General features: G+C 62.8%; 23 protein-coding genes and 1 pseudogene. 8 read left to right on the top strand and 16 right to left on the bottom strand.

Annotated elements, in window-relative coordinates; translation table 11 throughout:
* Nucleotides 1-207: 207 nt before the first annotated feature.
* Genes AC0L17_RS14725 through hutI form a run of 5 tightly spaced genes read right to left on the bottom strand, consistent with a single transcriptional unit; the run spans nucleotide 208 to nucleotide 6153 of the window.
* The gene (locus AC0L17_RS14725; protein ID WP_473516361.1) at nucleotides 208-795 is read right to left on the bottom strand and encodes a HutD/Ves family protein; all 588 of its coding nucleotides are present in this window, start codon (nucleotides 793-795) and stop codon (nucleotides 208-210) included.
* A gap of 8 nt (nucleotides 796-803) precedes the next feature.
* On the bottom strand, nucleotides 804-2474 hold the full coding sequence (gene hutU, locus AC0L17_RS14720) for a urocanate hydratase (protein WP_473516360.1): 1671 nt from the start codon (nucleotides 2472-2474) through the stop codon (nucleotides 804-806).
* Between the two features lie 40 nt (nucleotides 2475-2514).
* Entirely contained in the window at nucleotides 2515-3333 is an 819-nt protein-coding gene (gene hutG, locus AC0L17_RS14715) for an N-formylglutamate deformylase (RefSeq protein ID WP_473516359.1), read from the bottom strand.
* A 52-nt stretch (nucleotides 3334-3385) separates the two neighbouring features.
* The gene (hutH, locus tag AC0L17_RS14710; RefSeq protein ID WP_473516358.1) at nucleotides 3386-4921 is read right to left on the bottom strand and encodes a histidine ammonia-lyase; all 1536 of its coding nucleotides are present in this window, start codon (nucleotides 4919-4921) and stop codon (nucleotides 3386-3388) included.
* Nucleotides 4918-6153: an imidazolonepropionase gene (gene hutI, locus AC0L17_RS14705; RefSeq protein ID WP_473516357.1), complete on the bottom strand. Its 1236-nt coding sequence runs from the start codon at nucleotides 6151-6153 to the stop codon at nucleotides 4918-4920. The genes hutH and hutI overlap by 4 nt, the downstream gene beginning before the upstream one ends.
* Before the next feature lie 100 nt (nucleotides 6154-6253).
* Between hutI and AC0L17_RS14700 the strand changes: the two genes are divergently transcribed.
* Entirely contained in the window at nucleotides 6254-7606 is a 1353-nt protein-coding gene (locus tag AC0L17_RS14700) for a formimidoylglutamate deiminase (protein ID WP_473516356.1), read from the top strand.
* On the top strand, nucleotides 7603-8364 hold the full coding sequence (gene hutC, locus AC0L17_RS14695) for a histidine utilization repressor (RefSeq protein ID WP_091600541.1): 762 nt from the start codon (nucleotides 7603-7605) through the stop codon (nucleotides 8362-8364). Before AC0L17_RS14700 ends, hutC begins: the two co-directional genes overlap by 4 nt.
* Nucleotides 8365-8714: 350 nt before the next feature.
* Here the strand turns inward: hutC and AC0L17_RS14690 are convergent, their stop codons facing one another.
* Nucleotides 8715-9059 (bottom strand): RidA family protein, encoded by a 345-nt coding sequence (locus tag AC0L17_RS14690; RefSeq protein ID WP_473516355.1) that lies wholly within the window; start codon nucleotides 9057-9059, stop codon nucleotides 8715-8717.
* Nucleotides 9060-9282: 223 nt separating this feature from the next.
* On the opposite strand from AC0L17_RS14690, the gene aztA reads away from it, so the two are divergent.
* From aztA to AC0L17_RS14670, 4 genes are all read left to right on the top strand, one after another.
* The gene (aztA, locus tag AC0L17_RS14685) at nucleotides 9283-10107 is read left to right on the top strand and encodes a zinc ABC transporter ATP-binding protein AztA (protein ID WP_473516354.1); all 825 of its coding nucleotides are present in this window, start codon (nucleotides 9283-9285) and stop codon (nucleotides 10105-10107) included.
* The gene (aztB, locus tag AC0L17_RS14680) at nucleotides 10107-10982 is read left to right on the top strand and encodes a zinc ABC transporter permease AztB (protein ID WP_027153901.1); all 876 of its coding nucleotides are present in this window, start codon (nucleotides 10107-10109) and stop codon (nucleotides 10980-10982) included. Before aztA ends, aztB begins: the two co-directional genes overlap by 1 nt.
* Before the next feature lie 19 nt (nucleotides 10983-11001).
* The gene (aztC, locus tag AC0L17_RS14675) at nucleotides 11002-11934 is read left to right on the top strand and encodes a zinc ABC transporter substrate-binding protein AztC (RefSeq protein ID WP_473516353.1); all 933 of its coding nucleotides are present in this window, start codon (nucleotides 11002-11004) and stop codon (nucleotides 11932-11934) included.
* A gap of 146 nt (nucleotides 11935-12080) precedes the next feature.
* Complete coding sequence (locus tag AC0L17_RS14670) at nucleotides 12081-12419, top strand: protein tyrosine phosphatase family protein (RefSeq protein WP_473516352.1); 339 nt, start codon at nucleotides 12081-12083, stop codon at nucleotides 12417-12419.
* A 74-nt stretch (nucleotides 12420-12493) separates the two neighbouring features.
* Here AC0L17_RS14670 and AC0L17_RS14665 read toward each other — a convergent pair whose 3' ends face one another.
* The 3 genes from AC0L17_RS14665 to AC0L17_RS14655 form a co-directional block, all read right to left on the bottom strand.
* On the bottom strand, nucleotides 12494-12874 hold the full coding sequence (locus AC0L17_RS14665) for a DUF2513 domain-containing protein (RefSeq protein WP_473516351.1): 381 nt from the start codon (nucleotides 12872-12874) through the stop codon (nucleotides 12494-12496).
* A complete protein-coding gene (locus AC0L17_RS14660; protein WP_473516350.1) occupies nucleotides 12871-13176 on the bottom strand; it encodes a 4-fold beta flower protein in 306 nt (101 codons plus the stop codon). The genes AC0L17_RS14665 and AC0L17_RS14660 overlap by 4 nt, the downstream gene beginning before the upstream one ends.
* Before the next feature lie 78 nt (nucleotides 13177-13254).
* On the bottom strand, nucleotides 13255-13722 hold the full coding sequence (locus tag AC0L17_RS14655; RefSeq protein ID WP_023803215.1) for an Lrp/AsnC family transcriptional regulator: 468 nt from the start codon (nucleotides 13720-13722) through the stop codon (nucleotides 13255-13257).
* A gap of 140 nt (nucleotides 13723-13862) precedes the next feature.
* Between AC0L17_RS14655 and hppD the strand changes: the two genes are divergently transcribed.
* Entirely contained in the window at nucleotides 13863-14975 is a 1113-nt protein-coding gene (gene hppD, locus AC0L17_RS14650; protein ID WP_287173235.1) for a 4-hydroxyphenylpyruvate dioxygenase, read from the top strand.
* A 7-nt stretch (nucleotides 14976-14982) separates the two neighbouring features.
* Here the strand turns inward: hppD and AC0L17_RS14645 are convergent, their stop codons facing one another.
* From AC0L17_RS14645 to hmgA, 6 genes are all read right to left on the bottom strand, one after another.
* Nucleotides 14983-15306, bottom strand: a complete 324-nt coding sequence (locus AC0L17_RS14645; protein WP_473516349.1) for a BrnA antitoxin family protein — start codon at nucleotides 15304-15306, stop codon at nucleotides 14983-14985.
* Entirely contained in the window at nucleotides 15303-15548 is a 246-nt protein-coding gene (locus AC0L17_RS14640; protein ID WP_473516348.1) for a BrnT family toxin, read from the bottom strand. Before AC0L17_RS14640 ends, AC0L17_RS14645 begins: the two co-directional genes overlap by 4 nt.
* Nucleotides 15549-15599: 51 nt before the next feature.
* Nucleotides 15600-16148, bottom strand: coding sequence for a DinB family protein (locus AC0L17_RS14635; RefSeq protein ID WP_473516347.1), 549 nt, complete (start codon nucleotides 16146-16148; stop codon nucleotides 15600-15602).
* 27 nt (nucleotides 16149-16175) lie between these two features.
* Nucleotides 16176-17189, bottom strand: coding sequence for a fumarylacetoacetate hydrolase family protein (locus tag AC0L17_RS14630; protein WP_473516346.1), 1014 nt, complete (start codon nucleotides 17187-17189; stop codon nucleotides 16176-16178).
* An 83-nt stretch (nucleotides 17190-17272) separates the two neighbouring features.
* On the bottom strand, nucleotides 17273-18154 hold the full coding sequence (locus AC0L17_RS14625) for an MBL fold metallo-hydrolase (protein ID WP_473516446.1): 882 nt from the start codon (nucleotides 18152-18154) through the stop codon (nucleotides 17273-17275).
* An 11-nt stretch (nucleotides 18155-18165) separates the two neighbouring features.
* The gene (gene hmgA, locus AC0L17_RS14620; RefSeq protein ID WP_473516345.1) at nucleotides 18166-19479 is read right to left on the bottom strand and encodes a homogentisate 1,2-dioxygenase; all 1314 of its coding nucleotides are present in this window, start codon (nucleotides 19477-19479) and stop codon (nucleotides 18166-18168) included.
* 79 nt (nucleotides 19480-19558) lie between these two features.
* On the opposite strand from hmgA, the gene AC0L17_RS14615 reads away from it, so the two are divergent.
* On the top strand, nucleotides 19559-20014 hold the full coding sequence (locus tag AC0L17_RS14615; protein ID WP_473516344.1) for a MarR family winged helix-turn-helix transcriptional regulator: 456 nt from the start codon (nucleotides 19559-19561) through the stop codon (nucleotides 20012-20014).
* A gap of 62 nt (nucleotides 20015-20076) precedes the next feature.
* Here the strand turns inward: AC0L17_RS14615 and tdh are convergent.
* Nucleotides 20077-20265, bottom strand: a pseudogene (gene tdh, locus AC0L17_RS14610) (L-threonine 3-dehydrogenase); the annotation flags it as partial.

Raw genomic sequence — 20265 nt, 5'->3', positions numbered from 1 at the left:
CGCCACGGCAATGTCCCTAGAACCGATTGAAATGGAATTGGTTGCATCGAAACAAGGGCCGAAAGTTTATTTTCGCACCAGACCTGCAGACGAACCACCTCCCTCCCGCCGGGGGTTGATCGACGGAAGGATTCAGGCTTTTTCGTGATCTGGGCTTGAGCTTACGGCATATTTCGCCGGTGTTGTGATCATGTTTCGAAACAGGCGTTAATCGTTTGCCGCAACGCGATCGATGCGGATCACGAACAGCGTCGCTGGTCGCGCAGGCTCCAGGCGCTGTGACAGAGCGCCCGGTCCGAGCAACAGCGTGTCGCGCGGTCCGATGCGGACAGGCGCCGCGCCGGCCATCGTGATCTCGCCGTCAAAACACAGGATGAGGGTCGCATCAGCGGCCGACTGGATGTCCGTCGGGGCTGAAATCACCAGGCGTTCGACGGCATGGGTCATCCGTCCACGCCGTGTCATGACGTTGAGATCGGTGATCGGACCGGCGATCAGCGCCGCTTGCGTCGGCACATCGGCCGCAAACGAAAGCGGGGCGGATGTTTTGGTCAGCGTAGTCGTCGGGCCGCCGGCGATATCGAGGACAATCCCCTCACCTTCCAGTACGGCCAAGCTTCGGTCCACTCCGGCAAAGTCGGAGAATGGCCCGCCGCTTTCGACGCGCGCCATGGAGACGCGCCAGTCGAAATCGTCGAGCGCAGCACGTGTAGGCGAGACGGCGATTTCCGTCGTCATTCCGCCGCCGTTCTTCCACGGCATGGACCGGTATTCGGCTGCCCGCAGGATGCGCAAGGCGCGGTTCAGCCGAGGATGCCTGGCAGGTTGAGCTGGTGCTCCCTGGCGCAGTCGATGGCGAGGTCATAGCCGGCATCGGCGTGGCGCATGACGCCGGTTGCGGGGTCATTCCATAGCACCCGCTCCAGGCGTTTGGCCGCTTCGCGTGTGCCGTCGGCAACGATGACCATGCCGGCATGTTGCGAAAACCCCATGCCGACGCCACCGCCATGATGCAGCGATACCCAGGTTGCGCCGGAGGCGGTGTTGAGCAGCGCATTGAGCAGCGGCCAGTCGGACACGGCGTCCGAGCCGTCCTTCATCGATTCCGTCTCGCGGTTCGGCGAGGCAACCGAGCCTGAATCGAGATGATCGCGGCCGATGACCACCGGCGCCTTGAGCTCGCCTTTCGCCACCATCTCGTTGAAGGCGAGGCCGAGCCGGTGGCGGTCGCCGAGACCGACCCAGCAGATGCGCGCCGGCAGACCCTGGAAGGCGATGCGCTCACGCGCCATGTCGAGCCAGTTGTGCAGGTGGGTGTTGCCTGGCGTCAGCTCGCGCACCTTGGCGTCGGTCTTGTAGATGTCGTCGGCATCGCCGGAGAGGGCTGCCCAGCGAAACGGACCGATGCCGCGACAAAACAGTGGCCGGATATAGGCCGGCACGAAACCCGGGAAGGCAAAGGCATTGTCGAGCCCTTCCTCCTTCGCCACCTGGCGGATGTTGTTGCCATAGTCGAGCGTCGGCACGCCGGCGTTCCAGAACGCCACCATCGCCTCGACATGTTCGCGCATCGACGCGCGCGCCGCCTTTTCGACCGCCTTCGGGTCGCTGGTGCGCTTCTCGCGCCATTCGGCGAGCGACCAGCCCTTGGGGAGATAGCCGTTGAGCGGATCATGCGCCGACGTCTGGTCGGTGACCAGGTCGGGGCGCACGCCACGCCGCACCAGTTCCGGCACGATGTCTGCGGTGTTGCCGACCAGGCCGACCGATTTCGCCTCGCCGGCCCTGGTCCAGCGCTCGATCCTTTCCAGCGCCTCGTCGAGCGTGTCGGCGCGTTCGTCGACATAGCGAGTGCGCAGCCGGAAATCGATGCGGTCGGGATCGCATTCGACCGCCAGGCAGCAGGCGCCGGCCATGACCGCGGCCAGCGGCTGGGCGCCGCCCATGCCGCCGAGGCCGCCGGTCAGGAGCCATTTGCCCCTGAGGTTGCCGTCGTAATGCTGGCGGCCGGCCTCGACGAAGGTCTCGTAGGTGCCCTGCACGATGCCTTGGGTGCCGATGTAGATCCACGAGCCGGCCGTCATCTGGCCGTACATCATCAGGCCCTTCTTATCGAGCTCGTTGAATTTCTCCCATGTCGCCCAGTGCGGCACGAGGTTGGAATTGGCGATCAGCACGCGCGGCGCATCGGTGTGGGTACGAAACACGCCGACCGGCTTGCCCGACTGCACCAGCAGGGTCTCGTCGTCTCCAAGCGTCTTCAGAGAGGCGACGATGCGATCAAAGTCGTTCCAGGTGCGCGCCGCGCGGCCGATGCCGCCATAGACGACCAGTTCGTTGGGGTTTTCGGCGACGTCGGGATCGAGATTGTTCATCAGCATGCGCAACGGCGCTTCAGTCAGCCATGTGCGGGCATTGAGCTCGCTGCCGCGCGGGCTGCGGACTTCGCGGATGTTGTGGCGAGGATCGGTCATGGCGTCACTTTTCCTTTCGAATGAGCTGCGCGGCGATGCGTCAGCGCCCGGCCCAGGCAATCGCGCTTTCCAGGATCCGCTTCAGCGTGGCGCGGATCGGCGCGGCGAATGCCGGGTCGTAAGGCACCGGCCAATTGTCGGGCGTACCTTTGCCCTCGGGCTCGCGCATATAGCCGCGGTTGGACAGTTCCATCTGCAGCGCATGAACGCCGTTTTGCGGCTGGCCGAAATGGCGCGTGATCCAGCCGCCTTTGAAGCGGCCATTGACGACAAAACTCTCGCCGGTCTCGGCGAGGATCTGGCCGACCATTGCCTGCAAGCCCGGATCGGCGCTTTTGCCGTCATTGGTGCCGAGGTTGAACACCGGCAGAGTGCCTTCGAACAGCCGCGGCAGCATCGAGCGGATCGAATGGCAGTCATAGAGGACGATCTTCCGGTGCACGGCGCGCAGCCTGTCGATCTCGGCCTGCATGGCGGCATGGTAAGGCACAAAGTACTTTTCGCGGCGCTCGTCGACCTCCGAGGCATCAGGCTCTTCCCCGACACGATAGAGCGGATCGCCGTCGAAGGTCTCGGTCGGGCATAGGCCGGTAGTTGCCTGGCCGGGATAGAGTGAGACGCCGGAGGGATCGCGATTGACGTCGATGACGGTGCGCGCGATCGCGGTATGCACCACCGTCGCGCCGAGGTCTTCGGCAAACTCATACAGCTTATCGATCCACCAGTCGGCGTCGCGGCGGCCGAGCCAAGGCGACACCAGCCGGTTCTCGAGGCCGGCGAGATCGATGCCGGTGTGCGGGATCGAGACCAGCAGGGGGGTGGTGCCGCGCTTTACAGTGAGCCAGGAGGGCGCGTTCATGAATGGTCTCCCTGCGCTGGCGCTTTGCGGCGACCTATAGAGGCGCACATCCTCACGACGCGATTCCCGGCAGCGCCACCGCGCCCGCTGCCTTCACGACAGCGCCGCTGCGCACCATGGCGATGGCCTTTTCCATGTCGGGGTGGAAATGCCGGTCATTGTCGAGATGCGGCACTTCGGCCCTGACCAGTCTGCGCACCGCTTCGAGCGGCGCACTCGATGCCAGCGGCGCATGGAAATCGCAGCCCTGCGTGGCGGCCAGCAATTCGATGCCGATGACGGCCGTCGCATTCTCGATCATGCCGATCAGCCGGCGCGCGCCATGTGCCGCCATCGAGACGTGGTCTTCCTGATTGGCCGAGGTCGGGATCGAATCGACACTGGCCGGATAGGCCTTTTGCTTGTTTTCCGAGACGAGTGCCGCCGCCGTCACTTGCGGGATCATGAAGCCGGAATTCAAGCCTGGCTTCGGGGTCAGGAAGGCCGGCATGCCCGACAGCGCCGGATCGACCAGCATGGCGATGCGCCGTTCCGACAGCGAGCCGATCTCGCAGACGGCGAGCGCGATCATGTCGGCGGCGAAGGCGACTGGCTCGGCGTGGAAATTGCCACCGGAAAGTGCTGTGTCGTCCTCGGCGAAGATCAGCGGATTGTCGGTGACGCCGTTGGCCTCGGTGCCCAGCGTGCCGGCGGCCTGGCGCAGCACGCTGAGCGCTGCACCCATCACCTGCGGCTGGCAGCGCAAGCAGTACGGGTCCTGCACGCGTTCGTCTCCGACCCGGTGCGATTCACGGATGGCACTGCCGGCCATCAGGTTGCGCAGCGCCTCTGCCGTCTCGATCTGGCCAGGATGCCTCCTGAGCAGGTGGATGCGCGGATCGAAGGGGGCGTCGGAACCCTTGGCGGCATCGGTCGAGAGCGCACCGGCGACCAGCGCTGACTGGTAGAGCACTTCGGCGTCGAACAAGGCGGCCAACGCATAGGCGGTCGAAAACTGTGTGCCGTTGAGCAGCGCCAACCCTTCCTTGGCGCCAAGCGTGACCGGCTCCAGCCCGTGCGAGACAAAGGCGACCTTGGCCGGGAACCGGCCATGCGGGGTAAAACATTCGCCGACGCCGATCATCACCGCCGTCATGTGCGACAGTGGCGCAAGGTCGCCGGATGCGCCGACCGAGCCTTGCGCCGGCACCACCGGAATGACGTCGTTGGCGAGCATCGCTTCGAGCAGCTCAATGGTCTGCGGCCGCACGCCGGAGGCGCCCTGCGCCAAGCTGGCCAGTTTCAGTGCCATCATCAACCGGCAAACAGCGACCGGCATCGGTTCGCCGACGCCGGCGGCATGCGACAGCACGATGTTGCGTTGCAGCGTCTCGAGATCGGCGGCGGGGATACGGACGCTGGCCAATCTGCCGAAACCGGTGTTGATGCCATAGACCGGCTCACCCTTGGCGACGATGCGGGCAACGGCCTCGGCGCTGGCCTTGATCTTTGGCCAGCAGGCCGCGTCCAGCTTCGGCATCGCGCCACGATAGATTTCGCGCCAGTCGGCCAGCGTCGTGTTGCCCGGCTTAAGTTTGAGTTCACTCATTGTCCCCTCCAGATGCGGGCATGCAGCGGGTTGAAACCCATGCGGTAGACGAGCTCGGCCGGGCGCTCGATGTCCCAGATCGCCAGGTCGGCCGATTTTCCAGCCTCCAGCGTGCCGGTTCTTCCGAGCAGTCCGAGCGCACGGGCGGCCTCGCGGGTGACGCCGGCAAGGCATTCGTCAACAGTCAGACCAAACAAAGTCGCCGCCATGTTCATGGTCAGCAGCAGCGAGGTCAGCGGCGAGGTGCCGGGATTGCAGTCGGTGGCGACCGCCATTTTGACGCCGTGCCGGCGAAACAGGCCGATCGGCGGCTTCTTGGTCTCACGGATGAAATAGTATGCGCCGGGCAGGATCGTCGCCACGGTCCCGGCCCTCGCCATCGCCGCCGCACCCGCCTCGTCAGTGTATTCGAGATGGTCGGCCGACAGGGCGCCATAGCGCGCCGCAAGTTCTGCGCCGTGCAGGTTGGACAATTGGTCGGCGTGGAGTTTTACCGGCAGGCCTGCTGCTTTCGCCGCGTCGAACACGCGAGAAATCTGCTCGGGCGAAAAGGCGATGCCTTCGCAAAAACCATCGACCGCATCGGCCAGGCCCTCGGCGGTGACGGCCGGCAAAATCTCGTTTGCGACCAGATCGATAAAAGCGTCCTTGTCGCCTTTCGCTTCAGGCGGCAGGGCATGCGCACCGAGGAAGCTCGTTGTTACGGTTACTGGACGGTTTTCGCCCAGGAGCCGCGCGGCGCGCAGCGATTTCTTCTCGTTTTCGAGATCGAGCCCGTAGCCCGACTTGACCTCGATGGTGGTGAGGCCTTCAGCGATCAGCGCGTCGAGGCGCGGCAGCGACTGCGCAACCAATTCCTGCTGGCTGGCAGCGCGCAGCGCCTTGACCGACGAGACGATGCCGCCGCCGGCCCTGGTGACCTCTTCATAGGTGGCGCCGGCCAGCCGCATCTCGAATTCGTTGGCGCGATTGCCGGCGTGGATCAGATGAGTATGGCAGTCGATCAGGCCGGGTGTGATCCAGCGGCCTTCGCAATCGACAATCTCGGCGTTCTGGCTGAAGGCTGCCGGCATGTCGGCTTCCGGGCCGGCATAGACGATCAGACCATCGCGCGCGACGATCGCGCCGTCTTCGACGATACCCCGTCCGGCGGCGCTGTCGGCCATGGTCGCCAGTCGCGCATTGCGCCAGAGGCGGATCTCCCCTGCCCGGCTTTTGCTCTCTCCAGCCATCATCTTTTCCGTTTCAATCGGCCGCGGTTATGTATATACATATTGAAACGCACTGCAAGTGGTATCATTGCACGGGACACTGGGAATCGGAGAGAAAAACGTGACGGCGATCTTTGCGGAACAGGCGCTTCTGCCCGACGGCTGGCATTCCAATGCCCGGATCGTCGTCAGTGATGGCCACATCACCACGGTCGAGCCGAACACCGCATCCCAGCCCGGTGACGAACGCCATGCCATTCTGCTGCCAGGCATGCCGAACCTGCACAGCCACGCCTTCCAGCGCGGCATGGCCGGTCTAGCCGAGTTGCGCGGCCCTTCAGCCGACAGTTTCTGGAGCTGGCGCGAGGTGATGTATCGCTTCGCGCTGTCGATGACGCCGGATCAGGTCGAGGCGGTCGCCGCGCAGCTCTATGTCGAGATGCTGGAGGCTGGGTTCTCACGCGTCGGCGAGTTTCACTATCTGCATCACGACCGCGACGGTCAGCCCTACGCCAACGTCGCCGAAATGGCCGACCGCATCACCGCCGCGGCTGCCGACACCGGCATCGGGCTGACGCTGCTGCCGGTCTTCTATGCACATTCCTCATTCGGCGGCGCAGCGCCGAATGAAGGCCAGCGGCGATTCATCAACGATATGAATCGGTTCTCGCGGCTTGTTGAGAAATGTCACGAAACCGTTCGCACCTTGAATCACGCGGTCGTCGGCATCGCCCCGCACAGTCTGCGCGCCGTGACACCGAAGCAGTTGGAAAACATCGCGACGATGGCACCCGGCGGACCGATCCACATCCACATTGCCGAGCAAGTGAAGGAGGTCGAGGACTGCCTTGCCTGGTCCAGGGCGCGGCCGGTCGAATGGCTGCTCGCCAATGCCAGGGTCGACAGTCGCTGGTGCCTGATCCACGCCACCCACATGACCGAGACCGAGACGGCGGCCATGGCGAAAAGCGGAGCAATCGCCGGCCTCTGCCCGATCACCGAGGCCAATCTCGGCGACGGCACCTTTGCAGCACCTTTGTTCAAACAGCATGGCGGCCGCTTCGGCGTCGGCTCCGACTCCAACGTGCTGATCGGCCTGCCGGACGAATTGCGGCAGCTCGAATATTCGCAGCGCCTCGCCCACCGTGCCCGCAATCTGCTGGCGGTCGCCGGCGGTTCGACCGGGCGCGCACTGTTCGATGCCGCGCTCGACGGCGGCAGCGCAGCGCTCGGCGCAAGCCCCTCGCGGATCGCCGCTGGCGCCCCAGCCGATTTCATCTCGCTCGATGGCAAGCACTCGTCGCTTGCCGGCAAGACGGGCGATGCAGTGCTCGACACCTGGATCTTCGCCAACGGTTCCAAGGTCGATTGTGTCTGGGTGCATGGCAAGAAACTGGTCAGCAGTGGCAGGCACGCAAGGCGCGATTTTATTGCCGAGCGTTTTCGCAAGGTGATGACGGCGCTTTCGGCATGAGCATGATCCAGACAATGGATGCGGACGGCGGGGATGCGGACGGCGGCGAGCCCCTCTCGCTGCATCAACGCATCCTGTCCGACATCAGCGAACGAATCCTGTCCGGCGCCTGGGCGCCCGGCCACCGCATCCCGTTCGAGCACGAACTGACGGCCGAGTACAAATGTTCGCGCATGACGGTGAACAAGGCGCTGTCGCAGCTTGCCAAGGCGGGGCTGATAGAGCGCCGCCGCCGCTCTGGCAGCTTTGTCCGGCGGCCCCAGTCGCAAGCCGCGGTGTTGGAAATCCATGACATCAGGATCGAGGTCGAGGCGCTCGGCCTGCCCTATCGCTACGAGCGTGTGGCGCGACATAAAAGGCGCAGCAGCGCCGAGGATCGCGCCTTGCTGGAACTCGACTCCAACGGGCCGGTGCTGGCGCTGGAATGCCGGCATTTCGCCGGCAAGCGGCCGTTCGCCCACGAACAGCGGCTGATCAACCTGGCCGCTGTGGCCGAGGCCGCCAACGAGGAATTTTTTGCCGTCGCGCCTGGGCCGTGGCTGATCGCCCGCGTGCCGTGGAGTGCCGCCGAGCACCGCATCCGCGCCGTCGCCGCCGACAGACACATTGCGACCGCACTCGAAATCGAGTCCGGCGCCCCCTGCCTGGTGGTCGAGCGACGGACATGGAGCGCCGAGCACCCGGTCACCCATGTCCGTTTCACCTATGCGGCCGACAGCCACACGCTGGTCGCGCGGTTCACGCCGTCGCAGGGGTAACCCTCCCCCTCGAGGGGAGGGTCGCGGAGGAAAATGCCGCATGGCGGCATTTTGTGACGCGGGGTGGGGTCGGTGCAACCTCGCCGGCGGCCCCCCCCCGCGCCCAAAAACCCAGGGCGGGCCCCGAACGCCCCCCCCCCCCCCCGCGGGGGGGGGGGGTTCCCCGGGGGGGGGTGGTAACCCCCCCCCGGTGGGGGGGGGGGGGGGTTATAAATCGCCCGCTGGGGTTTTTTTGGGGGGGGGGGGGGGGCCCGGTGCAACCTCGCCGACCCCACCCCGTCTCGCAATCTCCGCTTCGCTCCGACTACTCGCCGACCCTCCCCTCGAGGGGGAGGGTTAAGAGCCGCATCTCAAATCGCTGCAGTAATAATAATCTCGACCAGATATTCCGGCCCGGCAAGCTTGGCCTCGCCGGTGGCGCGGGCCGGGGTGTGGCCCTGTGGCACCCACTTGTCCCATTCCACGTTCATCTCGGCAAAGGTGCCCATGTCGGCCAGCCAGATGATCGCCTGCAGGATCTTGGTCTTGTCGGTGCCGGCCTTGGCCAGCAATTCGTCGATGGCCGCCAGGATGTCCCTGGTCTGGGTGCCGACGTTTCCGCCTGGTTCGCCGACCTGACCAGCCAGATAGACGGTGTTGCCGTGGATGACGATCTGGCTCATGCGTGGGCCAACATCGATGCGACGAATGCTCATTGGGCGTTTCCTTCCTTTGTAGGTCGCGCCTCTTTAGAGTCGCGGTTCGCTGGGGGCAAGGTAGCATGAGCGAATCCTCTTGAGCCAGCAGGCGTGGGGCGAAAATAGGCACACGCAAATTGCTCCGGTCGCCGCAATTCCGCCGGATTGACTTGTTGACTAATGTAATAACATCACATATCCACCGCCGCTGCCATATTAGTCGTGTCCCACGGATCGTCACATGACCAAAACCTGCCTGACATTCCGCGACCTGACGCTGGGCTACAACAGCCATCCGGCGATCCATCATCTCGATGGCACGATCCGCCGCGGGTCGCTGACTGCCGTCGTCGGCGCCAATGGCTCGGGCAAGTCGACCCTGATGAAGGGTATCGTCGGCGTGTTGAAACCGATGGCCGGCACGGTTGTCCGGGCGCCCGGCGTGCGCGCAGCTTATCTGCCGCAACAGTCGGAACTCGACCGCTCCTTTCCCGCTCGGGTCGTGGATTTGGTTTCGCTCGGCCTGTGGCCACGGCGCGGGCTGCTCGGCCGCTACACCAGGCAAGATCGCGATTCGGTCAGCCAGGCGCTGATGGCCGTCGGTCTCGGCGGCTTCGAGAAGCGCCCGATCGACACGCTGTCGGGCGGCCAGCTGCAGCGCACGCTGTTCGCCCGCGTGCTGCTGCAGGACGCCGATCTCATTCTGCTCGACGAACCGTTCAACGCCGTCGATACCAAGACCGTCGGCGACCTGATCGCACTGATCAAGCGCTGGCATGGCGAGGAACGTACGATCCTGGTTGTCGTCCACGATCTGGAACTGGTGCGCCAGAATTTCCCCGAGACGCTGCTGCTGGCGCGCCAGCCAATCGCCTGGGGCGAAACCAGGGAAACGCTGCGGCCGGAAAACCTGTTGCGCGCGCGCCGCTTCCACGAAGCCTGGGAAGAGAACGCGCCCTGGTGCGAGCCCGACAAGCACGGTGATCACGGTCACGGCCCCGGGCACGACCCTGGGCACAACCATGCGCACGACCATCATCACGGCTCCGGGCCGCGGGCCGCATGATGGACACGCTCTACGGTCTTCTCATCGCTCCGTTCGCCGAATTCGCCTTCATGCAGCGGGCGCTTGCCGGTTCGCTGATGCTGTCGCTCGGCGCCTGCCCGGTCGGCGTGTTCCTGATGCTGCGGCGCATGAGCCTTTCCGGCGACGCCATGGCCCACGCCATCCTGCCGGGTGCTGCCGCCGGGTTCCTGTTTTATGGGCTGGAAATCCTGCCGATGACCATCGGCGGGCTGATTGCCGGCATCATCGTCGCGCTCGGCGCCGGCGCCGTCTCGCGCTTCACCATCCAGCGCGAGGACGCTTCGATGGCGGCCTTCTACCTGATTTCGCTGGCGATCGGCGTGCTGATGGTGTCGATCCGCGGCTCCAGCGTCGATCTCATGCATGTGCTGTTCGGCACCGTGCTTGCGCTCAACAATGAAGCGCTGACACTGATCGGCGGCATCGTGCTGGTCACGCTGGTCAGCCTCGCCATCTTCTGGCGGGCGCTCGTCGCCGAATGTCTCGACCCGCTGTTCCTGCGTTCGGTCAGCCGGCTGGGCAGCCCGGTGCATTTCATCTTCCTCGGCCTCGTCGTGCTCAACCTGGTCGGCGGCTTCCAGGCGCTCGGCACGCTGCTGTCCGTCGGGCTGATGATGCTGCCTGCGGCCGCCGCCCGCTTCTGGACCATGCGCGTCGAGCCGATGTGCGTGCTGGCGGTGCTGATCGGCTTTGCCTCTTGCGTCGCCGGGCTGCTTTTGTCCTACCACGTGTCGCTGCCTTCCGGCCCGGCCATCATCCTGTCGGCCGGCGTGGTCTATTTTGCCTCGATCCTGTTCGGCACGCGCGGCATCCTGCGCGCCCGTATTATCCATCACCGCCACAGAACCGCCTGATCCCAAAGGAGTGCTGTCCATGCTGAAATCGATCCGCGCCGCCTTGGCAGTGGGCGTCATAACATTGTCAGCCTTTGGCGCGTCGTCGGCCCTCGCGGAGCCGTTGAAAGTGGTCGCAAGCTTCACGATCATTGCCGATTTCGCCAAGAATGTCGGCGGCGACCGGATCAATCTGACCACCATCGTCGGGACGGATGGCGATGCCCATGTCTACGAGCCGAGCCCGGCCGACGCGGTGGCGATGGCGGGTGCGGATGTGGTGCTGGTCAACGGCCTGCATTTCGAAGGCTTCTTGCAGCGCCTGGTCGACGCCAGCGCCACCAAGGCGACGATCGCCGTTTTGACCAAGGGCGTCACGCCGATCAACTTCAAACCCGAATTCGCCGATGCCGACGCTGCTGAAGGCGCCCACACTGATGACGAGACCGATCCGCATGCCTTCCAGTCGATCGCCAACGCCAAGATCTATGTGAAGAACATCGCCGATGCCTTCTGCACCGCCGACGCTGGGGGTTGCGACAGCTACAAGGCCAATGCCGCCGCCTATACAAAGAAACTCGACGCGCTTGAGGGCGAAGTGCAGACGGCGATCCAGTCGATCCCGAAGGAGAAACGCGTCGTCATCACCTCGCATGACGCCTTCGGCTATTTCGAGAAGGCCTATGGCCTCACCTTCCTGGCGCCCGAAGGGGTCTCGACCGAGTCGGAGCCGTCCGCTGCCGACGTCGCCAAGCTGGTCAGTCAGGTGAAGCAGGACAAGGCGGCGGCGGTCTTCGTCGAGAACATCGCCAACGCGCGGCTGATCGAGCAGATCGCCAGCGAGACCGGGGTCAAGGTGGGCGGCACGCTCTATTCAGACGCGCTGTCGCAACCCGACGGTCCGGCCTCGACCTATATCGACCTGATGCACAACAACATCGCCCAGATCAAAGGCGCGATCCTCGGAAGCTGATGCCTTCCTGGCCAGCCGGGCCGCGTCGGCTCGGTTGGATTCTCCGTCGAAAATAACTATCTGCGCAGTGGGATTTCATTCTGCGCGGATTGCCGATCTCGTCGGAGAGTCTTAAGACTGCGGCCAAACCAGTTTTGCGAGGAAACATGGAATATCGTCAGATCACCGAGGACTATTCGGTCTCCGGCCAGATCCAGCCCGAAGAAGTCGCCGCCATCAAGGCCGCCGGCTTCAAGAGCGTCATCTGCAACCGGCCTGATGACGAGCAGCCCGGCCAGCCTTCGGCGGACACCGTCAAAGCGGCAGTCGAAGGCGCCGGGCTTACCTTTCGCTACATCCCGGTCATCAGCGGCCAGATCACCGCCCAAAATGTCGAGGACCAGGCTGAGGCGCTCGATGAACTCGAAGGCCCGGTGTTCGCCTATTGCCGTTCCGGCGCACGCTGCACCAACCTTTTTGGGCTGATCCAGCAGTCGAAGGGGTGAGCGTTGAGCTTGCAGCCGATCCTTGTCCTGATTCCGGTGGGTCTTCGCAAACAACACCTGCTTGCGTTCAAAAGTTAGAGCTCAAGTTCTACACCGGACAGGTCAGCGACCTTCTTCTTGACAATCCCTTTTGCAATGTCGCTCAGCACATCGAGGCTGAAAGCGCCGACCTTTTTGGCCCCGTCTTTTGTTTGAGCCCAAATCTTAGGGTCGCGGATGGTGTCCAAGAACTCATGGCCATCCCAAGTCATCCGAAGCACCAAAATCTCACGCCCTTGCAAATGAGAGGCATCGCGAGCCTCGATGAAACCTGCTTCTGCAAGCAAGAATAGGTGTTCGACCACTTGCTCACGTGCATGCTCATTGCCTGAAATCTCAACCATCCGGCCAGAGCCGTCGTGCTTCTGTTCGATTTCCAGGAGCAACGAGCGGACCAGATCCATGTCGCGCTTCATCGGAAGCTCTCGGGTTCTGGGAAATCTTCATATCCGGCGTACATTGCGTACCCAACATAGCTGGCATATTTCACGTAGCCGACCCGCTTGGCCCATGGCATGAACGAATAGCCCCGTACGCTTTTATTGCTTTTACTGCTTATAAGACGGTCCGAATTCATGATCTCCCCCAGGTAGCGGCCGCTGCGATCGTAGACCTTGTCCCCACTGAATCGACCGACGTGGCGACCGTCATAGGTCCAGAGATCATCGCCATCGCGATACCCAAAACACTTCCCACCCCATGTCCAAAGCGACTTCATCCGTTCCCCCACCGCACTCGCACACAATACTATCATCATTGCATCTATTTCAGACGAATTTGACTTGTTCATAATTACTCAGATCGGCAGCGCGCCGGTTTCTTTCAGCGTTTCAAGCACGATCGCCGTCTTCACATGCTGCACGGATTCGTGCGGCAAAAGCACGCCGTTGACGAATTCCGACAGCGATTTCAGGTCGGGCGTCACCACTTTCAGGATGTAATCCATCTCGCCGGTCAGCGCGTGCGCCTCCTGCACCTGCGGCAACCGCGCCACCAACTCGCCGAAGCGCCGCGCATTGTCGCGGTTGTGGGTGGCGAGCGTCACCGAGATGACGTTGACCAGTGAGAAGCCGAGCTTGTCGCGGTCGAGCACCGCGCGATAGCCCCTGATATAGCCGTCCTCCTCCAGCCTCTGGCGGCGACGCGAACATTGCGACGCCGACAGGTTCACCCGTTCCGACAAATCGTTGTTGGTCAGCCGTGCGTCACCCTGCAAGAGAGCCATTATCTTGCGGTCAAACTGGTCTATGCGCGCCTCATCCATGATTTTTTCATCCACCATGCACAATTCCCGCATGATCTATTCGTTTAAAGCGTTTGAATGCAAGCACCATGCGCCTGCTCCGCGCTATAGTAGCGTCAAAATGGCCCTTTGCGGCCAAGCAGCTTTAGGAGGACAACACCATGGGTCCCTTCCCGCACGATGCACCGCCCGCAACGATCAGCAAGGCCAATCCCGCCGGCACCGACGGCTTCGAATTCGTCGAGTTCGCGCATCCCGAACCGGAAAAGCTCGCCGACCTTTTTACCCGCATGGGCTATGTACCGGTAGCCAAGCACCGCACCAAGAACATCACCGTCTGGCGGCAGGGCGACATCAACTATGTCGTCAATGCCGAACCCGGCTCGCATGCGATGAAATTCGTCGACAAGCACGGCCCCTGCGCTTCCTCGATGGCCTGGCGGGTGGTCGATGCCAAGCACGCGTTCGACCATGCTGTCGCCAAGGGCGCCACACCCTATGAAGGCGTCGACAAGGCGCTCGATGTGCCGGCGATATCAGGCATTGGCGGCTCGCTGCTTTATTTCATCGAGGTCTACGGCGATAAAGGCTCGGCCTACGAAGCCGAATTCGACTGGCTGGGCGAGCCCGACCCGAAGCCGGAAGGCGTCGGCTTCTATTATCTCGACCACCTCACCCACAATGTCTATCGCGGCAATATGGACAAATGGTGGGATTTCTATCGTGACCTGTTCGGCTTCAAGCAGATCCATTTCTTCGACATCGACGGCAAGATCACCGGCCTGGTCAGCCGCGCGATCACCTCGCCCTGCGGCAAGATCCGCATCCCGCTCAACGAGTCCAAGGACGAGACCAGCCAGATCGCCGAATATCTGAAGAAGTACAATGGCGAAGGCATCCAGCACATCGCCGTCGGCACGGACGAGATCTACGGCGCCACTGACAGGCTGGCAGCCAACGGGCTGAAGTTCATGCCCGGCCCGCCGGAAACCTATTATGAGATGTCTCATGCCCGCGTGCACGGCCATGACGAGCCGATCGAGCGGATGAAAAAGCACGGCATCCTGATCGACGGCGAAGGCGTGGTTGACGGCGGCACGACCAAGATCCTGCTGCAGATCTTCTCGAAAACCGTAATCGGGCCGATCTTCTTCGAATTCATCCAGAGGAAGGGCGACGAGGGTTTTGGCGAGGGCAATTTCCGCGCGCTGTTCGAATCGATCGAGCAGGACCAGATCAAGCGCGGGGTGCTGAAGGTGCAGGCGGCGGAGTAGGCGACGCCTATTTGGGCAAGCCGGCGGCCTTGCGCAGAATGTCGTTGATGCGGCTCTGCCAGCCGGGACCGCCGGCGCGAAAGCGAGCGACCACATCGCTGTCGAGGCGCAGCGTCACCTGTTTCTTGGGATTGTCGAGCGCCGGCCGCCCGCGCGAACGACGAATGCTTTCGGCGAGGTCCGGAAAAACCTCAGCGAAGGGACGAGCTTGAACAATCTGCTCATCGGTGGCCTCCGGACTGTCGACTGCGTCCCAATCGGCTTTGGTGAAGCCTTTACCTGGCTTGAACTTCTTGTCAGGCTCGGTGATGTTTGGCTTCCTAGCCGTCATCGGACACTCCTTTCCTTCTCGCTGGCGGGCCGCATAGAAACGATGGAAACAGCCTCGCTTCCAAGGCGTGAGAAAACGACGGTAACCGCAATCCCTTCGATGCCGCCGATCGCCATGAAGCGCTTGCCCTGTGCCGGCAGGATGGTAGCGGCATAGAAAAAATCGATTTCAAGGTCCGCAAAGTCCATCCCATGTTTCGAGATGTTCGCCCGCCGCTTGATCTCGTCCCAGACGATCTTCATCCGAAATTTATGTACCTACAATAATTAAGTCAAGAATTTTCGTAACTACAATTAATTGCCGCCATCAATCGCCAACCGCTCGACCTCCGCTCTCCTGAGTTTCAGATCATAGTCGAGGAAGAATTCGTCGAGCTGCGGCGGTTTCACCGGCGTGCCGGACAGCATGGCATGCACCTGGCCGCGATGATGGATGTCGTGGATGAAGAGGTGGGCGAGCAGGTCGCCGATGCGCTCCGGTATTTTTCCGTCCTCGCGCCGGTCGGTGATGACATGGCGGTCGAGATCGGCCGCCGACAAATGATCGCAAAAGGCGATCAATCGCCGGTCGGATGCGCCCTGGGCGTCAAACAGCGCTTGTGGTTCATCGAACGGCACGAAATCGTCATGGGCCGCGGCGCCAACGCCGCCCTCTTCGAGAAAATCGAGATAGAGATGATCGACCGCCAGTATATGGTTGAGCGTCGCCTTGATCGACGGAAAGAAGCTGGTTCGCTCGGCTTCGAATTCGCCGGGCTCAAGCTGCAGCACGGCGCGATAGAGCCGGTCGTTCGACCAGAGATTGTTGCGCGCCATGCGGCTGAAATGGTCCAGCAGGTTCATCGTTTCAGACGTCCTCCCAGTGCAATCTTACCTGATGTATTTCTCGACCTTCTGCTCGATCGCACCAAAAATCGAATGTCCGATCCTGTCCTTCATCTCGATGCGCACAATATCGCCAAGGCCCAGGAACGGGGTTGTCGGTTCGCCGGCCTCGATGGTCTCGATCATGCGCAACTCGGCTATGCAGGAATAGCCGGCGCCGCCCGCCGCGACAGGCTTGCCAGGCCCGCCGTCGAGCTTGTTGGAGACCGTGCCCGAACCGATGATGGTGCCGGCGGCCAGCGGCCGGGTTTTCGCGGCATGCACAATCAGCGCCGGAAAATCGAATGTCATGTCCACGCCGGCGTTGGCGCGGCCGAACGGCTTGCCGTTGAGATCGACCAGCAGCGGCAGGTTGACCTTGCCGCCATCCCAGGCCTCGCCAAGTTCGTCCGGCGTCACCGCGACGGGCGAAAACGCCGAGGACGGCTTTGATTGGAAGAAGCCGAAGCCCTTGGCAAGCTCTGGCGCGGTGAGGGAGCGCAGCGTGACGTCATTGACCAGCATGACCAGCCGGATGGCGGCTCTTGCCGCATCGCGGCTTGCCCCCATCGGCACATCGTCGACGACGACAGCGACTTCCCCTTCCATGTCGACGCCAAGAGCCTCGTCGACCGTGCGGATCGAATCACGCGGCGCGATGAAACTGTCCGAACCACCCTGGTAGATCAGCGGATCGGTCCAGAAGCTTGCCGGCATCTCGGCGCCGCGCGCCTTCCGCACCAGTTCGACATGATTCACATAGGCAGAGCCATCGGCCCACTGGTAGGCGCGCGGCAACGGCGAATGGGCATCATGCTCGTGAAAGCGCGCTGACGGCACCGCATTGTTCTCCAGCGATTCCGCTATTGTCGCCAGATGCGGCGCGATCCGGTTCCAGTCGTCGAGCGCCGACTGCAGCGTCGGCACCAGAAACGAGGCATCGGTGAACCGCGTCAGGTCGCGCGAGACGACGACCAGCTTTCCGTCGCGCGTCCCGTCCTTCAATGTGGCAAGCTTCATGCGGTTTCCTCTCTGATGCGGCTTTGGTGCCGCTTTGAATTTTGTTCTTATGATCTCTTCCGAAAACCGGTTCTCACTTTTCGCTAACGCGGTCCCTTCGGTTCGGGATCATGCTCCAGTCCCACAACAAGGCCGTCGCGGGCGATCGTCAAGTCTCCGGCCCATGTTTTCCTAACGGCGGCGATCCAGTCGGCCTCGCCGATCTCGGGATCATCGGCCGGGATGAGGTGGTTGAGCACCAGTCTTTTGGCTCCTGCGTCACTGGCGATGCGCCCCGCCTCCTCAGCAAAACTATGGCTGGCGAGCAGATGCTCCCTCAGCCGCGCGCCATTGCCGGTTTTCGCGACGAGCCGCTCGATGCCGTCTTCCAGCATGGCTTCATGGACGAGAATGTCGGCACCTTTGGCGAAATCCGCCAATGGCGGAAAGAACGCCGTATCGGCGGAAAACACCACGCTCTGTCCGGCATGCTCGAAGCGCAGCGCAAAGCAGTCGTTCACCGGCGGATGGTCGACGCGCAGCGCCAAAACCTTCAGGCCGCGCTCCTCCATCACCCGGCCTTCGCCGAACTCGATGATCGAAACCATATCTGCGATATCAGGCCGGCCTTCGTCGACTATGCGTATCTCGATGTCGAATTCCATCGCCTGGCAAAAGCGCTGCCAGTAGTGGCCGGTGCCGGGCGGGCCGAACACGGTGACCGGTGTCGCCAGGCCCGCCGTCCAGGCGGTGTGGATCAGCGGACCGAGTTCCAGCACATGGTCGGAATGCAAATGCGTGATGAAGACCAGGTCGAGCGACTTCAGGCTGATGCCGGTCTCGGCCAGCCCGTGCGTCACGCCAAGCCCGCAATCCACGACGATGGTACGCCCGCCGAATTTCAGCAGCGACGAACTCGGCCACGGCCCGCCCGGCCGGAGCGCCGGGCCGCCCTTCGAGCCCAGCAGCACCAGCCGATCCCGCATTGGATCAGCGCTCAAGACCAGTCGCCCTCGGGGGTGCCGTTGAAGCGCTTCTTCAGATCGGCCCAGCAGTCGATGTAATTGTCCTGCCGGGTTTCAACCTCGGCGGCGTAGCGGGTCAGCATCTGTGGGAATCGCGTCTCGAACATGAAGGCCATGGTGTTGTCGAGCTTGACCGGTTTCAACTCGGCACGCGAGGCCTTTTCGAAGCCAGACGCGTCAGGCCCGTGGGCCAGCATCAGATTGTGCAGGCTGATGCCGCCGGGAACGAAACCCTCTTCCTTGGCGTCGTACTGGCCGTGGATCAGGCCCATGAACTCGCTCATGATGTTGCGGTGATACCAGGGCGGGCGAAACGTGTTTTCGGCCACCAGCCAGCGCGGCGGGAAGATGACGAAGTCGATGTTGGCGGTGCCCTCTTCGCCGCTCGGCGCGGTCAGCACAGTGAAGATCGACGGATCGGGATGGTCGAACAGGATCGCGCCGACCGGCGAAAACGTTGCAAGATCATATTTATAGGGCGAGTAGTTGCCGTGCCACGCCACCACATCCAGCGGCGAATGATCGAGTTCGGTGACATGAAACTGGCCGCACCATTTCACGATCAGCCGGCACGGCGTCTCCTTGTCCTCGAACCAGGCGCAAGGTGTCTTGAAATCGCGCGGATTGGCCAGGCAATTGGCGCCGATCGGGCCACGATCCGGCAGCGTCAGCTTGGCGCCGTAGTTCTCGCAGACATAGCCGCGCACTGTTTCATCGACCAGTTCGACCTTGAACACGAGGCCGCGCGGCAGCACGGCGATCTCGCCCGGTCGCAATTCGATGACGCCCATCTCGGTGACGAAGCGCAGCGCCCCCACTTGCGGCACGATAAGCAACTCGCCGTCGGCGTTGAAGAAATGGTCGTCGGCCATCGAGCGGTTGGCGACATAGACATGGGCGGCCATGCCGGTCTGGCCGAGCACGTCGCCGGCGGTGGTGATCGAGCGCATGCCGGCAATGAAGTCGGTCGGCTCCTTCGGCATCGGCACCGGGTTCCAGCGGTACTGGCCAAGCGCAAGTTCGTGATCGCCGACATTCGGCGCGCTTTTCCACAGCGGATAATTCGCCACCTTGAAGCGGCCGGTGTGCCTGACGCTCGGCCTGATGCGATAAAGCCAGGAACGCTCATTGGTACCGCGTGGCGCGGTGAAGGGCGAGCCCGAAAGCTGCTCGGCATAAAGGCCGTAGGCCGGCCGCTGCGGCGAATTCCGCCCTTGCGGCAGCGAACCGGGCAAAGTCTCGGTTTCGAAGTCGTTGCCGAACCCCGGCATGTAGGAAAAGGCCATGGCATCCTCCCTGGATTGACCAAATTGGTTTCGTTTGTAACCATTGAAAATGTAACTATCAATCGTGATGGAGCAGACCATGGAGGCTGACACCCTCGAACTCGAAAGCTTCCTGCCCTACCGGCTCTATCGCCTTGCCGATGCTGTCAGCCGCGAATTTTCCAGGGTTTACAAGGACCGCCACGGCCTGACGCGGCCCGAATGGCGCACGCTGGCCGGTCTCGGCCAGCACGGCACGATGACGGCAACAGCGCTCGGCGAACAGTCGGCTATGCACAAGACCAAGGTTTCGCGCGCCGTCGCCGAGCTCGAACAACGCCGCTGGCTGACGCGAAAACCTGATGAAAAAGACCGCCGTGTCGAGCATCTGACGCTGACCAACGCGGGCCTTGCCGCCTATCGCGAGATGGTGCCGTTGGCAAAAGCGTTCGAGCGGGACTTGCTGGGAAGGCTGACCGCGAGCGAGCGAGCGGCGGTCACGGAAGGGATGGCGGCACTTAAGGGGGCATTGGATAGATCAACGACGCAGCTATGAAACTGCTACGCAGCGATCCTTCCCACCCCTCCAACGTTTCCGGAACGGCAGCCGGCCAACACTCACCAGTCCATCACCACCTTGCCGGAATTGCCGCTCTTCATCGCGTCGAACCCGGTCTGGAAGTCGTCCACGCCGATGCGGTGGGTGATCAGCCCAGTGACATCGAGCGGCCCCTGCACCAGCGCGATCATCTTGTACCAGGTCTCGAACATTTCGCGGCCATAGATGCCCTTGAGATGCAGCATCTT

This window comes from Mesorhizobium sp. WSM4829 (genome assembly GCF_055811475.1).
The sequence above is the reverse complement of the archived record's forward strand: the minus strand, read 5'-3'. Positions and strand labels throughout refer to the sequence as shown.